The organism is Paenibacillus oryziterrae, from assembly GCF_042610485.1.
In the GTDB taxonomy this organism is placed as follows: Bacteria; Bacillota; Bacilli; order Paenibacillales; family Paenibacillaceae; genus Paenibacillus_AQ.
Genome location: NZ_JBGJZO010000002.1, coordinates 105,846 through 119,601 on the forward strand (window position 1 = coordinate 105,846; position 13,756 = coordinate 119,601).

The 13,756-nt window shown below is 45.8% G+C and carries 13 protein-coding genes and 1 riboswitch; of the genes, 4 read left to right on the forward strand and 9 right to left on the reverse strand.

The window, feature by feature from the left end; genetic code table 11:
* Positions 1-23: 23 nt before the first annotated feature.
* Positions 24-746 (reverse strand): SDR family NAD(P)-dependent oxidoreductase, encoded by a 723-nt coding sequence (locus tag ACAN55_RS02865; protein WP_379127842.1) that lies wholly within the window; start codon positions 744-746, stop codon positions 24-26.
* Between the two features lie 260 nt (positions 747-1,006).
* Positions 1,007-1,170, forward strand: a riboswitch (cyclic di-AMP (ydaO/yuaA leader).
* Positions 1,171-1,301: 131 nt separating this feature from the next.
* Here ACAN55_RS02865 and ACAN55_RS02870 point away from each other — a divergent pair.
* Positions 1,302-1,769 (forward strand): hypothetical protein, encoded by a 468-nt coding sequence (locus tag ACAN55_RS02870; protein ID WP_379127844.1) that lies wholly within the window; start codon positions 1,302-1,304, stop codon positions 1,767-1,769.
* 86 nt (positions 1,770-1,855) lie between these two features.
* On the opposite strand, the gene ACAN55_RS02875 is transcribed toward ACAN55_RS02870, so the two are convergent.
* Positions 1,856-2,044: a hypothetical protein gene (locus ACAN55_RS02875; protein WP_379127846.1), complete on the reverse strand. Its 189-nt coding sequence runs from the start codon at positions 2,042-2,044 to the stop codon at positions 1,856-1,858.
* Between the two features lie 259 nt (positions 2,045-2,303).
* Between ACAN55_RS02875 and ACAN55_RS02880 the strand changes: the two genes are divergently transcribed.
* The 3 genes from ACAN55_RS02880 to ACAN55_RS02890 all read left to right on the forward strand — a co-directional run bounded on the left by ACAN55_RS02880 (position 2,304) and on the right by ACAN55_RS02890 (position 5,920).
* On the forward strand, positions 2,304-3,731 hold the full coding sequence (locus ACAN55_RS02880) for a hypothetical protein (protein ID WP_379127849.1): 1,428 nt from the start codon (positions 2,304-2,306) through the stop codon (positions 3,729-3,731).
* A 60-nt stretch (positions 3,732-3,791) separates the two neighbouring features.
* The gene (locus ACAN55_RS02885) at positions 3,792-4,271 is read left to right on the forward strand and encodes a hypothetical protein (RefSeq protein ID WP_379127852.1); all 480 of its coding nucleotides are present in this window, start codon (positions 3,792-3,794) and stop codon (positions 4,269-4,271) included.
* Positions 4,272-4,360: 89 nt separating this feature from the next.
* Entirely contained in the window at positions 4,361-5,920 is a 1,560-nt protein-coding gene (locus tag ACAN55_RS02890) for a S8 family peptidase (protein ID WP_379127855.1), read from the forward strand.
* A 177-nt stretch (positions 5,921-6,097) separates the two neighbouring features.
* Here the strand turns inward: ACAN55_RS02890 and ACAN55_RS02895 are convergent, their stop codons facing one another.
* The 7 genes from ACAN55_RS02895 to ACAN55_RS02925 all read right to left on the reverse strand — a co-directional run bounded on the left by ACAN55_RS02895 (position 6,098) and on the right by ACAN55_RS02925 (position 13,755).
* Positions 6,098-7,027, reverse strand: coding sequence for an MBL fold metallo-hydrolase (locus tag ACAN55_RS02895; protein ID WP_379128681.1), 930 nt, complete (start codon positions 7,025-7,027; stop codon positions 6,098-6,100).
* Positions 7,028-7,406: 379 nt separating this feature from the next.
* The gene (locus ACAN55_RS02900) at positions 7,407-9,170 is read right to left on the reverse strand and encodes a glycoside hydrolase family 2 protein (protein ID WP_379127858.1); all 1,764 of its coding nucleotides are present in this window, start codon (positions 9,168-9,170) and stop codon (positions 7,407-7,409) included.
* Between the two features lie 169 nt (positions 9,171-9,339).
* Positions 9,340-10,290, reverse strand: a complete 951-nt coding sequence (locus tag ACAN55_RS02905) for an ArsR/SmtB family transcription factor (RefSeq protein ID WP_379128684.1) — start codon at positions 10,288-10,290, stop codon at positions 9,340-9,342.
* Between the two features lie 141 nt (positions 10,291-10,431).
* Entirely contained in the window at positions 10,432-11,037 is a 606-nt protein-coding gene (locus ACAN55_RS02910) for a pentapeptide repeat-containing protein (RefSeq protein ID WP_379127861.1), read from the reverse strand.
* 300 nt (positions 11,038-11,337) lie between these two features.
* Positions 11,338-11,532 (reverse strand): hypothetical protein, encoded by a 195-nt coding sequence (locus ACAN55_RS02915; protein ID WP_379127863.1) that lies wholly within the window; start codon positions 11,530-11,532, stop codon positions 11,338-11,340.
* Between the two features lie 38 nt (positions 11,533-11,570).
* Entirely contained in the window at positions 11,571-12,860 is a 1,290-nt protein-coding gene (locus tag ACAN55_RS02920; RefSeq protein WP_379127866.1) for an ABC transporter permease, read from the reverse strand.
* Positions 12,853-13,755, reverse strand: coding sequence for an ABC transporter ATP-binding protein (locus ACAN55_RS02925; protein ID WP_379127869.1), 903 nt, complete (start codon positions 13,753-13,755; stop codon positions 12,853-12,855). Before ACAN55_RS02925 ends, ACAN55_RS02920 begins: the two co-directional genes overlap by 8 nt.
* Position 13,756: the final 1 nt, after the last annotated feature.

Genomic DNA, 13,756 nt, shown 5'->3' on the forward strand with positions numbered 1-13,756 from the left:
TATGACTCTAGCGCAGTATATTCCTACCAAGGCCAAGCATTTCCGTCGATATCGATATAAGCAGGCTCTTCTCCGGCGTACTTCCGGTAATCCTGCACAAGGGCCATGATTTTGTTCGCCGATTCTTCAGGCGGTGTGTGTGCTTCTTCATTTTTTTGGCCGCTCATATAGGTCTGCATCCACCCCGGATGGAATACCATAACCTGACCGCCAAGCTCCTTAAGATGGTTATGCAGCAGGGAGGATTGCATATTAAGAGCCGCCTTAGACATACAGTACCCATACATATTGGTCCGTTTATTACGGGAGATACTGCCAGCTTCCGAAGAAATATTGACGATCAGCTTACTGTCTCCCTGCAGCAAAAGCCCCATCAGCGCATTGCTCACCCGAAGTGAACCCAGCGTATTCACATTGTAAATCTCAGCCATAGCCTCATCGTCCATGTCAACGAGCATGGTGGCATCGTCAACCTTTTTGATAATTCCGGCATTATTAATAATTATGTCTACATGCCGGGTCGCGGCGGCAATCATCCGCGCAGCCTGCCTAACACTATCCTTGCTGCCGATATCCAGCGGAACCAGCGTCAACTGCCCGGGGTACTCCTCTTGAAGTCTTTGCAAAAATTCAGCATCCGGCATGTACTGTCCGGCAAATACGGCGTATTTGTTCTCCAGCAGCCACTGCACAAGATACAGGCCGAGGCCTCTATCGGCACCGGTAACACAAGCGACTTTGTTCATATCCATGGAACACTCCTTAACCCTGCGAAATGAAATGTATGCGTTTACTTACATCTCCCTCACCTTAGCATGGGTCATTTGTTTTTTCAACGCTTATTCAAAACACGAGAGAAAACGCTAACATTACGCAAAAATTAACGAGCGTACTCTCCCTTATACCGGCCGCCGCCTGAATTGGTGTTCCTGCGTCTGAAAGTCATTCTTTCCGCTTTTTACAAAAAAGGGTATTCAGGAGTATTATTCGTATGAAGATTAACACAGCAGCACACACGCTGAATTCCCGCCTAGCGGGAAACGGGGGAACCATCCGGCCACCGGCCGACTGGGGTGAATCCGAAAGAGACTTCCATCGTCTCTAAGTAGGTAGGGCGACTCTCACCGCCCGAATCCGACAGCTAACCTCGTAAGCGTAAGGAGAGAGACCCTTGATCCGCCCGGCGATTGGTGTCAGGTTGTATTTCAGCCTGAACATGAACAAAACCGCTGGCAGAGGCCTCCTCTGTCCAGCGGTTTTTGTGCTGTCTGTATATCATATCAAGATATCCGGAAAGGATCGTGAATTTCATGCAAGACCCTCTGCCTGCCATCTGTCCTGTTTCGAGCAAATTTCAGGATTACGTGAGCCAGCTCTCGAGCAGGATCTACAGCCTAAGCACTCTGCTACTTGAACATACGGCCCAAGCGGAGCATATAACCATCGCAACCTTCAAAGAACTTTACGAGTTGAACAGCCGTAAGCCTATAACCGATCAGACTGTATTTTTTACTGCTGCATTCCAAAGTTGTATCCGCCTGTGTGCCGAACAGAAATCCCATCTTATATCCGGCTCCTCCCGGGAAGGAAAGCTTCAAGAGGATCAGGCAATAAAAGCACTATGGTACGGTCTCCGGCTACCTATGCCAGAAATCAGTCTGATCCTTGAGATAAGTGTTCCCGAGCTGAAGTCACGGCTAAGAGGGCTGCGGGAGCAGATGGCCGGACTGAAAGATTCCTCCAAGCCTGCCTGCATGAACACAGCATAATCCCATCTACGTCACCTCAATATGAGCAGTTCGGACGGGGCTCCTCCTTAACGGTATGAGCCTCCTTCATTACATTGCCAGGCGGTTTAGCGTTTGCCTGAGCTGCTCTTCATGAACTTCCAGACCGCTATGCAGCAACCGGTAAGCCCAGCGCCGAGCATGATGGTCTGTACAGCGCCGAGGACAACTGATTTCTCCGAATGAACCAGCGTGCTGAGCAGAATCAGCAGAAAAGATACGGCAAGCAGCGCAGGTGTCTGATATTTCTTGTTCATTAATGTATAAATCCCTTCTAAACATCGTTTAGGACTATTGTATCTCAACTAGAGCGTTATGCCAAAAAATTTAAAGTAATATCAAAACGATATTTATCTCCTCATTTCACACTCTATCTTTTACCATTCTCCAGATCCCACAAACAAATAAGTAATTATTTTTACATCATATACAAAAATATCCACTTCATGTATTATTGTAGCATTGGTAGTGGCCACTTCCATAAATATCATAAAACGGAAGGGAAGTTTCTATTAAATGCTGAAAAAACTCCTGAAACTAGCAACAATTACGGCTTTAACTGCAGCAATATTTCCAACGGGTGCTTTTGCAGATACCAACAAAGATTTATTCTCCTTTACTGGCGAGACTTATCTAAATATGCCAGCAACTGAATACGGAGGGCCTACAACGAAATCCCAGCTTCATGTTTCAGACTTCAAGCTTAACAACCACAAAATTTCTATTACCGGATCAGTTACATATAACGGTAAAGAACTTCCGTTAACACTGGAAGGCAGATTAACAAATACCCGAATAAAAAAGGATAATCGCTCTGTCGTAATTATTGATACTGTTTCAGGAGAATTTGATGTTCTTCATGTAGCGATTGATGCGAACGTGGAGGAAGGCATTACTTTCACCAAAGGCTTGGAAGGGCGTTCAATAATATCCATTTATCTGCAACATAAGAACACTCGTGAAATCTCATTCTTTGATATTGATGCAAGTGAACTTGGTGAGAATAATAAGAATGTGCTCCTTGATGAAGTAAAGCACTTCGAGGCGCAAACCAAATTAAAAAGTGACATCCTTAAGCCTGAAAAACGTCAATTTTTTAGTGCGAATGATAAAACCGGCGCCGAAAAGGAACAACTTGATGCAAATGCGGTTAACTCCTCCGACTACTGGTTCAGAAACGTGTTCGCTCCTATTTCCAGTGATATGAAGAGCCTAGCCACTACAAGTTCCCTTTCGTATTATCAAGTAGTCGGTTATAAAGACACCGATTACTATTATGTAAACGAATACACTGGTAATCAGCCGGGAATGTACATCGATGAAGTTCTTCAGTGGGACTACTACATTAATCATCCTGCTCCAACCGAATTTTATGGCACGCTTAAAATCGTTAGTGAATACACCGATTCAAATTATGATGCTTATGACGACCCTACATGGGCTCCTTTAACATTAGGAAAATCAGATAATCCAATTTTCCTAACTTTCTCCTTTAACGGGTCCGGAACATCCTCCAACCCTTGGGGTGACACGGTAGGTGTAGTTCAGCTTACAGCAAGCGCAACATCCGATGTGTTGGGCTCACCGAAAGGTCTGATTAAACAATTAGTAAGAAAAAAACCGAACTGGGTCAACGTGCTTTGGGAATTACCCGATCTACTTCTTAATAGTAGCGGCGGTACGCTAAATGGTAACGAAATTACGATCAGCCCATCGAGCGGTGATTCAAATAAGGCATTCGGAGCATATCTGGAAGATCGGCGTATGGGTACTCCAAACCAATACTTTACGATCAAACAGAAGTTGGAATACAGAACATCCTCTCAAACAAGAACCATGGGCTTCCAGGCTAAGTTCCCTGTATACACAAGAAATGGATTTGGTGTTTATAACTCTTTAATTGGTTCGAGAGATTTGAAGAAATCAATCTCATATCAGTTCTAATACCGTTTGAGAGAAAGCCCTCTTAGAGGGCTTTCTCTCATTAATAGGAGCCCAAAGACTATGAAAATAAAGTCTGTTATTGTAACCTCAGCTATGGTTGCCGCATCCTGTTTCTATATTGCTTACTCCCTAATCACTACTGAGAATCCAACCAAATTAACAACCCTGCTTTTAAATTTAAATTATTTAAGTAAGGATGCTGCATTAGACAGATCGAACGATTTTATTATGACAAATCTAAAGGAGCTAGATGGACATATACATTCAATTTCTGTCGTGGATCAGCATTTTTATTTAGCTCAATCCGGATTTGAACATATCTTCGATAAAAAAACGGATACCGCAGATTTCCTTCAAATCAACTACCGGATTGATGCTGACAAGTTTACAAATGTTACATTTTTCCTAAGGCTTGAACACCCCGGAACAAATCAGGAGAAAAGAATCGCCTGGGGAGGGAATGATCAATTCTCAAGTTTATTAAGTGCTAGCACCGGTCTACCCTCACTTCCTCCGGGCAAAGCACCAGGAAACAATTAATACTCTCCGAAAAGTGTATCCCCTACATTAAATCAAGGTGGTTTCATAAATTGAAGTTAATGATGTGCATTATTTCCATAATGCTAAGCATGAGTATATCCCTAAATAGCTTCAATACTTGCAAGCTATTTGAGAAGGATAAAGAATGGATACCAATAACGAAAACAAACAGTAATAACTTGTATTTTAAGCGCAACATCAAGATTGCAGTATTAGATTCCGGGATCGATAAAAACAACACTTTTCTTAGGAAACTTACATTATCCGGGTATAACTTTGTAGATAATAATGATGATGTTACGGATATATTAGGGCATGGTACAGAAGTGGCTGGTGTATTGGCTTTAATGGAGAGCACATTATTCAAATCTATGGAACCCTTTAAGAAATACATTAGTATATTACCTGTGAAGATTGTAGATACACGGGGATACACTGACGAACTCAAAATATGCGCCGGCGTTAAATACGCTATTGAGAATCATGCAGATATAATCTTACTATCACTGGGTCAACAAAAAGACAGTGAAGAAATGAGAAGGGTTTTTGAAGTATCAGAAGCAAAAGGAGTAGTTGTTATAGCCGCAGCTGGCAACTCAGGTAATGAAATTGAATATCCGGCAGCCTATCCAACTGTAGTTTCCGTAGGGAGCATTAAAAGGAATAAAGAAGTCGAGGATTATTCTAATAAGGGTAATGAAATCGATTTTGTATCGTTGGGGACTTTGCAGACTTTTCAGACAGGAGGTCAAATAGCCGAGGTCAGCGGTACCTCCATAGCCGCACCCCAGGTTGCAATGATTGCAGCTGCTGTACTAAGCAGTAGTACTATACCCCTGAAACCTTACAAAGTAAGAGAAATCCTAAGACAGAATACAGAAGACGTGGATCAGAAAGGATTTGATTTCTCGTCAGGGTATGGATTCTTGAGAACAGACCGTCTGTTTATCCCTTCAAGTCCTTCATTCTTTGATACATATGAGGGTAATAATAAAGAACAAAATTCCAGTTTCATTCCAATAGGGAAACTTATAACTGCAAATTTATCCGACTCCCAGGATAAAGATTGGTATTCCTTTGAAGTTCCATATGATGGAACAGTATGTATCAAACCGAAATCTATAGATAATAGTCAGAGCAAAGTGGACTATAAAGTTAAATATAAAAATCAGTTAAAGCCGCAATGCTTCAATGTTGAAAAGGGTAGAAACTCAATCGCTATTGAGAGTAAATTAAAGAATGAGCACCGTACGGCTGATTACGAGTTCATAGTACAATTCTTTATGCATAATGATCAATTTGAAGAAAATGATAGAATAACAAAAGCAAAAAAAATTGATATTCAACCCGATTGTGCTATTGTCGGAAATTTCAACAGAAAATATGACGAGGATTGGTTTGTTTTCCAGGTTACAGTAAATAAACGATTGGTTATAAATATAAATTCAAGTTCCAGTAGAATGGAAACTGAGTTACGTCTATTCTCTAGCAATCAATTGACCTCGCCTCAATTATTAGTCAATGATTCAGATAAAAAAAATATCAACTCCATTAACCTGGAAGCAGGTACCTATATGCTTCAAATCAACAATCATTCAGGACTTCCGGTAGAAGGAGAATATTTAATATTATTATCCTTGTCAGATTAACCTAAAGAATAGCGCCTACCAACAAGAGGGGGCAAATTGCAATTTGCATGGCACTTCCCCCCTCCCTCTCAGGAACATCTCCTCACGCCAAATGGCTGGCATCATAAAGATTTGGACTTTCAGGACTTTAGTCTACGCAGATTAGAGTAGGCCGCCCGGTAGTCGAACCGGACAGTATTACTTCCACCATGCGGCGCTTGGATAATCTGCCGCTCCAATAACAACCGTCTCTCCAATCCGAGGCGTTGCTATGGCTGCTCCCAGCCGACCAGCCGCTTGAACTGCCCGTTCGACCGGATCGATCCAGCTGTGCAGGGATAGTGTGAACGCTCCCCAGTGAATGGGAATCATCAGCTTGCCCCGTACGTCTAAATGGGCCTGCACCGTTTCCTCCGGCATCATGTGGATTGCAGCCCAGTGCTCGTTATATTGACCGCACTCCATCAGGGTGACATCAAAAGGTCCATACTTATCGCCGATTTCCTTGAAATGAGGCCCATACCCGCTGTCTCCGCTGAAAAAAATCCGGGTCTCACCGCTCAGGATGACCCAAGAGCACCATAGCGAGGTATCCCGGCCGCCTAAACCCCGTCCTGAAAAATGCCTTGCAGGCGCACTTGAGATCGTAAGGCTCTGAAAAGAGAACTCCTCCCACCAGTCATGCTCCTGAATGATTTCCGGATCTATTCCCCAACGCACCAAATGGGCAGCGACCCCCAGCGGGACGATAAATTGTTTGACTTTCCCTTTTAGTTTAACAATAGAGCCGTAATCCAGATGGTCATAATGATCATGCGACAAAATCACAGCATCAATAGCCGGCAGTTCATCAATCTCTATGGGCAGCTTGGTACTGTAACGCTTAGGGCCAAAAATCGGGAAAGGCGATGGAGAATTCCCAAACATCGGATCCAGCAGCAAGGTTAATCCGTTTACTTTCAGCAATAATGCCGAGTGTCCGAACCATGTAATCTGATCCGCGCTATTTTCCTTCACCCATACAGGATTCAGTCGCTCCGGGGTGATACCTACACTTGGCCTGCCGAGCGGATTACCCTTAATCATCGCCATGACGTCATTCATGGTTTCTTTTACACTGGTACTCATCGAAGTCGGGATTTGATTGTTGAATTTACCATTGGAGAAATTGGGTGATTCTTGGATTCTTCTAAGAGTCTCCGAGGATTTTTTTCCTCCAAAGGCAGGGTTAAAACGCACCACCAGATATACGAGTGCAACAATGGCAACAGCTATAATCAGATACGTCATATCATCGATTCTCCTCTTACTTAGGCTAGATTTATCTTGTTACTATACATTAGCCCCTTATTCGCCCCGATTCAAGTTTCGCTGATTTGCCCATAAAAAAGAGCTATCCCATAAGCCGTGATTGGCTCTTGGGACAGCTCTTGTTTTGGTGTTGGATAGACTTGTGCGCTTGGTGTGGACGCTCCGCGAACGGACCGTTGTTCCATCCTCTAATCTACTACGCCAAGTTGATGGCTTTAATCCGGTCCAGAGGAATTTTAGGCTGACGGTCCTCTGTCAACAATCCATTCACCTCTTGCTGTACATCGGAGACCTGCGTATAACAATACCCGCAGATATAATCGGTGTCCTTGATGGCCTGGGTAATTCCTTTGAACCGTTCCAGGAATGCTTCTTCAGAGTCGACCTGATTGCCATAACCCCAGCCTTCTTCCGTCTTGAAGGCAATTCCCCCGAACTCGCTGATGATGATCGGCTGGCCCCGGTATTCATAACCCTCGGCCATCGCATACTTCCAGTTCATATGCGAGATTTCGTTGCTTGTAATCGCATCCTTGTCAGAGTAGCGTTTAAGGAATTGTGCACCGGATTCCTCGTAATCATGCAGCGAGATAATATCCGAGACCGTATGCTCCCATCCGTCATTGACAATTACCGGTCTGTACGGATCTATAGACTTGGTCAGATGGTAAATGGCCTCCGTGAACTGCTGCTGCTTCCGGTCGACGAACACATTGCCGATTCCCCAAGACTCGTTGAATGGAACCCAGGTGATAATGCTCGGATGGTTATACTGCTGCTGTACAATCTCCAGCCATTCCCGGGTGAAGCGGTCTACAGCCTGATCATTAAATTCATAGGTGGCGGCCATTTCGGACCACACCAGCACACCTTTCACGTCACACCAGTACAAGAACCGGGCATCTTCAATCTTCTGATGCTTCCGCACACCGTTATAGCCCATAGCTAGGATATAATCGATATCCGCAATAATCGCCTCTTCAGAAGGCGGAGTCAGATGACTCTCTGTCCAGTAGCCCTGATCCAGAATCAGCCGCTGATAAATAGGAGCGTTGTTCAGAAGTACCTTGCCTTTCTGGATCGACACTTTGCGAAGCCCGAAATACGACTGGACCACATCCAAGGTGGAACCGGAATGGCTTAGAACGAACTCGACCTCATAGAGATTGGGATGCTCAGGGCTCCACGCCGCAAGTCTCCATTCCAGCGAGTCGCTGATCAGTTCCACGCTGGCCGACAGATTTGCGCGGTCCACCCGGATGCTGGTTTCTTTTACCAGATGGCCTTGGAATTTGATCTTTGTCGTCAACACCAGCTCATCCAGGACAGCTTCCTTCTGTACGCGGTAATCGAACCGGACGGAATTTGTATCGAAATCAGGAGTAATCTTAACCGATTCCAAGTGCTGAGAGCTCACGTATTCCAGCCAGACGGTCTGCCAGATTCCCGTAGTCTGCACATACCAGCAGCCGAAATTATCCTTCCGCCAGCGCTGTTTCCCCCTCGGTTGTGTACAGTCGTCGCTGTCTTCTACCTTAACGACAATTACATTATCCGCTTCGCTACCCGCCAGGATAAATGGTGTGATATCGAATGAGAAAGCCGCGTAGCCGCCCTCATGCATGCCGACAAATTGGCCATTCACCCATACCTTTGCCACATAATCAACCGCCTGGAAATGCACAATAGTCTGCTTGTTCTGCTGCTCCTTCGGAACGTTGAACGTACGCTGGTACCAGATATACGGATGAAAGGACGTTTCTTCAATGCCGCCCGCTTTCGTCTCATACACAAACGGAACCTGAATCTTCAAATCCCCTTCCAGTGACTTGAACCACTGCCCCCGTTCACCGACATTATCATCATCAAAACGGAAATCCCACTCCCCGTTCAAATTCTGCCACGCTTCGCGGACGAATTGAGGTCTTGGATACTCTTGTCTGTAGCTTGATAAACTCACAGTTTTCACCTATCCTTTGCTGTGTTTTATTTCGAATAATTGTTTTATTACATGATTAATGTATTATTAAGCCTATGTTAGTCCCTCCTCATTGCCTTGTCAACGGTTACATCTCTCTTTTTGGGTTTTTAAGGTATAAAAAAAGCCTTTAATTACAATGAAGTTGTAATTAAAGGCCCTCCGATTCATTTGAATCTGCTGCATAATGTACTTTAACTATAATATCCTGCTCATAATCCCCGAATTGCCTGCCAAACAGATTGACTCCTCCCTGGTGGACCGCATCGGACTTTACTCCAATCCTCAGCCGGATATTGGGCCGGAGTGAGAGCTTTAAGTCACCGACGGTAACCCCTGAGATCTTCTCCATATCCAGTGTGGTCCCCTGACCATCCATCCGCCAGGTCTTCAGCAAGCCGTATTGAGTCAACGAATCCCCCCACCAGGATGGATTCAGCCTTCCCCGACGGTCACCGAAATCGCCGGGACTCGTCCAGGTGCCAATCTCCACGTCGTTGACCCATACCGTAATATCCGAAGGCCAGTTATTATCGTAATTCGGCGCCTCGGAGCACATTTCCATAGACAATTCCAAGGCATCGATGCGGGCATCCGGCGGTATTTCAAGCGGGAGCAAATATTCGAGATATCCTTTCCGCAGCCAGATAATCTGCGCTCCGATATGCTTGGGATGATAAAAACTTGAGGGTTCATCTTCCCGAACGATCATGCCGTCGCTATTCGCCATCCCGCAGGTAGGGTGTACCTCGCAATCACTGTAATGACCAATCGGCATCTCCATCTCGTAAGTACTCAGCGTACGTCTTGGAATAGTCTTCTCCACATTGAAGGTTATGCGGACGTCATCATAATTACGGCTGCATACCTTCATCGCGCCGCGCGAAGCCGGAAGCAGTGTGGTATTGATTAACCGGGCCGCTTCAAGTACCTTCACATTATTGGCAACCGTGGATACCGGAAGCTTGAGCGTTTCCGCCAGTTCCACGACATTCATATTCTTCGTGCTGAGCAGCCGGAGCATATCTACACGTGCACGGGTGGATAAAGCATGAGCAACCGTGACCAGCTTATCCGAATCATCAAAACTTAACTCCAGCATAGTAGTAGGTGTCCTCCATCTTCCGTCGATAATTACAATGATTTTACCTGAAAGCGCATTAGGGTTCAACATTATTGGAATAAAACATAATTATTGGAGCCCCGCCCTCTGCAGATGAATTAGTTCAACTTTATCCCCTATTCAGTCAATTTTCGCACCAAAGGACCGCAGGAACAGCACCGCCTGTTCACGGTCCATTCGCACTCCTTTGACATCCAGCGACTTCAAATCGACTCCCTCCAGATTAGCTCCGCGAAGATCTGCTCCAGTGAGCTTCACTCTGCTGAGAATCACCCGCTTTAGGTCACTACCCCTGAGATCAGCTTTCTCCAGTACTGCATCACTCAAATCCGCCTCACAAAATTTAACCTCGCGCAAATCCTGCCGGTTCAGCCGGGCATGCCGCAGATTGGTATAGGACCAGTCCCCTTTGATGATTGTAATCCCGTCCAGCTGGGCGGCGGCGAAGTCCGATCCGGTCATTTTACAGTCGGTAAATTTAGATACAAAGAGATTCGCAACGTTAAAATCACAATTCTCAAAAGCCGTCTCTGTATGTATTGAACCGTTCAGCAGCGCGCCCCGAAAGTCACACTCGATGAACCGGCAGTTGCTTGTCATTATTTCCTCCATGGAAGCATTGGCGAAGCTGCATTTGATGAAGATGCAACGGGATAGCTCCCCATGGCTTAATTCGCGGCCGCTGAAGTCCACCGCATCATAGGTTTGATCCTGATAGTGAAACAAAGTAAATCCTCCTCTAAACAATATTGAATCTGCAACAGAAATCCAGCGATTCGAGTCAATATAACCGTGTCACGAAGCCAAACTTACGATCATATTGAACTCTGGAACCGTATTCTAAAATAAGTATAACACGCCCCTGTCAAGCCCCCCCCTTTTGTATAAAGAACTCTAAAGTACACATCTCCGATCGACCTGTCAGCTCACAGTCCCAAAACGAAACTCAGGCTGTCGAGAAAATCTCGACAGCCTGCGGATAAGCCATTTATTCAACAGTACTAAACCCTGCCACAAGATCCATTCTTATTGACTGCGCTTATTATATCTGCCAAAGACTATAATGGTCAGCACCATACCGACAATGCCCATACCCGTTAGAACCCCTTGCACGAAATCCATCAGATTGCTCCCGTTAGACTGCATAATCCGACTCACTGTTAACGAAAGAAAAGAGACTGCAAACAGTATTGCTAAACTTTGCTGTTGTTTTTTACTCATTATTCCCGCTCCTTATTATGGGTTTTGAAGATGCGGTCTTAAATCTTGTACGCCTTCATCGCTTTGCGGATCTCCTTGATCGTCGGGCGTTTGCCGTACATCAGTACGCCTGTACGGTAGATCTTGGCAGCAAGCCAGCCCATACCGAGAATCGTCACCAGCAGAATCACAAGAGACATAATAATCTCCCAAGGCGCAATTTCACCTACCCCTATACGCAGCAACAGGGTCAGCGGCGCGGTAAACGGAACGTAGCTTGCGATCTTCACCAGTAGCGTATCCGGGCTAGAAATGCTGAACAGCGGAATGTAGAATGCTGCGAATGCCAGCATCATGATTGGCATCACGGCCTGCCCCAGATCCTCAGTACGGCTGACAATGGAGCCGACAGCAGCGTACATCAAGGCGTACAGGAAGTAACCTAGGATATAAAGAACAAGGCCGAGAGTCAGTAGACTCACATTCATCTGTCCAAGATCCAGGTCGTTATCCGTAAGAATAGACGCATTATGCGGCAGAGTCAGATTGGCAGCCACCGTTGCAGCAATAATAACGATCTGCAATAGTCCCACCATGAAAATCCCGAGCACCTTACCGAACATCTGCGCCAGCGGCGATGCGCTGGTAATGAGAATTTCCATAATTCGCGAGCTTTTTTCCGAAGTGACTTCTGCGGCAATCATATTACCTGTCATCATGATAGACATGAAGAATAACATCAGGAGTACATAAACAATCACATAATTAATGATTGGAGTATCCTTCTCTTCCTCGGCCCCGCCTGTACCATCTGTGCTAATCTGTTTCGTATCAATCATAACAGGTGTATTCATCGCGCTAATCTGTTCCGGCGTCAACTTATTACCGGCAATCAGCTGCGCGTTAACCTGCTGTAACGCAATTTGCAGGAACGATTGAACCTCACCTTCCAACTTCCCATCTTGACTATAGAAGGTTACGGAAGATAGTCCGGGATCGCTATCCGTTCCGAACTCAACATATCCATCCACTTTGCCGTCCTTGATGTCCTGCTGCAGCTTGGAATCATCGGCCGAAGTATACTGATCCACTGTGATTTCACTTGCAGGCTGCACACGTGATACATAACTCTTCAGCAGCTCTGAGGCCTGGTTGCCGCTTTGGGCCACCACCGCGAGATGCACACCGGCATTTTCGCCTCCGTCATCCCCCTGGAACATTTTAATCATATAAGGGATATTCATCCCGATGCTAAGCAACACCACCAGGATCAGTGTAATCACCATAAAAGATTTCGTTTTAACTTTGTTTTTAAAAGTGAAGCCGATAATGGTCCCCATTTTATTCATGAGATTCACCCACCGCTCTGATAAAGATTTGGTTTAACGTCGGTTCCTTGATTTCAAAATGTTCCACTTCGCCTTGTGCAATCGCGAGCTGAAGGATTCGCTGCGCCGCTCCCACATCATTGATCGACAGCAGATAACCCCGCTCCTGACGCTCTACACCGGTTACCCCAGCGATAGAATTTAACCCCGTAACCTCGCCTGCGGTACGCAGCAGCACTTCTTCTCGCGGATAACCCTTCTTGATTTCACGGATATCCCCCTGCACCACCGTATTGGAACGATCCATAATCGTGATATGACGGCATAATTCCTCAACATGCTCCATCCGGTGAGTGGAGAACAGGATACTCGTACCTTGATCGCGCATCTCCTTGACCGTATCCTTCAGCAGCTCCACGTTAACCGGGTCCAGACCGCTGAATGCTTCGTCGAGGATAAGAATCTGCGGCTTATGTACAACCGCTGCTATAAAGCCCATTTTCTGCTGATTACCTTTAGACAGTTCTTCAATCCGCTTGTTGTAATAATCCGGGACATCGAACCGGTCCAGCCAGTAGCGCAGGCTCTTGTCCGCCTCACTTGCCGACATCCCGCGCAGCCGGGCGAGATAAATGATCTGATCACTGACCTTCACCTTCGGGTAGAGTCCCCGTTCTTCCGGCAGATAACCCGTGATCTGCTGCAGCTCGCTGCTGAAGGCTTTGCCATTATACAGGATATTACCTCCATCCGGATAAATCAGCCCCAGCACCATCCGCATGGTTGTCGTCTTCCCGGCGCCATTCGCGCCGAGCAGACCGTAGATCTCCCCTTGCCCCACACTGAGATTAATCTTGTTCACTGCGGTTTTCTCCCCAAACTGCTTCACTACATTCTCCAGCTTCAATGCTTCCATG

What these genes read in the sequence shown, in the direction of transcription:
- ACAN55_RS02865 (WP_379127842.1), bottom strand. Translation starts at nt 746, where the DNA reads ATGAACAAAGTCGCTTGTGTTACCGGTGCCGATAGAGGCCTCGGCCTG.
- ACAN55_RS02875 (WP_379127846.1), bottom strand. Translation starts at nt 2,044, where the DNA reads ATGAACAAGAAATATCAGACACCTGCGCTGCTTGCCGTATCTTTTCTG.
- ACAN55_RS02880 (WP_379127849.1), top strand. Translation starts at nt 2,304, where the DNA reads ATGCTGAAAAAACTCCTGAAACTAGCAACAATTACGGCTTTAACTGCA.
- ACAN55_RS02885 (WP_379127852.1), top strand. Translation starts at nt 3,792, where the DNA reads ATGAAAATAAAGTCTGTTATTGTAACCTCAGCTATGGTTGCCGCATCC.
- ACAN55_RS02890 (WP_379127855.1), top strand. Translation starts at nt 4,361, where the DNA reads ATGAGTATATCCCTAAATAGCTTCAATACTTGCAAGCTATTTGAGAAG.
- ACAN55_RS02895 (WP_379128681.1), bottom strand. Translation starts at nt 7,027, where the DNA reads ATGAGTACCAGTGTAAAAGAAACCATGAATGACGTCATGGCGATGATT.
- ACAN55_RS02905 (WP_379128684.1), bottom strand. Translation starts at nt 10,290, where the DNA reads ATGCTGGAGTTAAGTTTTGATGATTCGGATAAGCTGGTCACGGTTGCT.
- ACAN55_RS02915 (WP_379127863.1), bottom strand. Translation starts at nt 11,532, where the DNA reads ATGAGTAAAAAACAACAGCAAAGTTTAGCAATACTGTTTGCAGTCTCT.
- ACAN55_RS02920 (WP_379127866.1), bottom strand. Translation starts at nt 12,860, where the DNA reads ATGAATAAAATGGGGACCATTATCGGCTTCACTTTTAAAAACAAAGTT.
- ACAN55_RS02925 (WP_379127869.1), bottom strand. Translation starts at nt 13,755, where the DNA reads ATGGAAGCATTGAAGCTGGAGAATGTAGTGAAGCAGTTTGGGGAGAAA.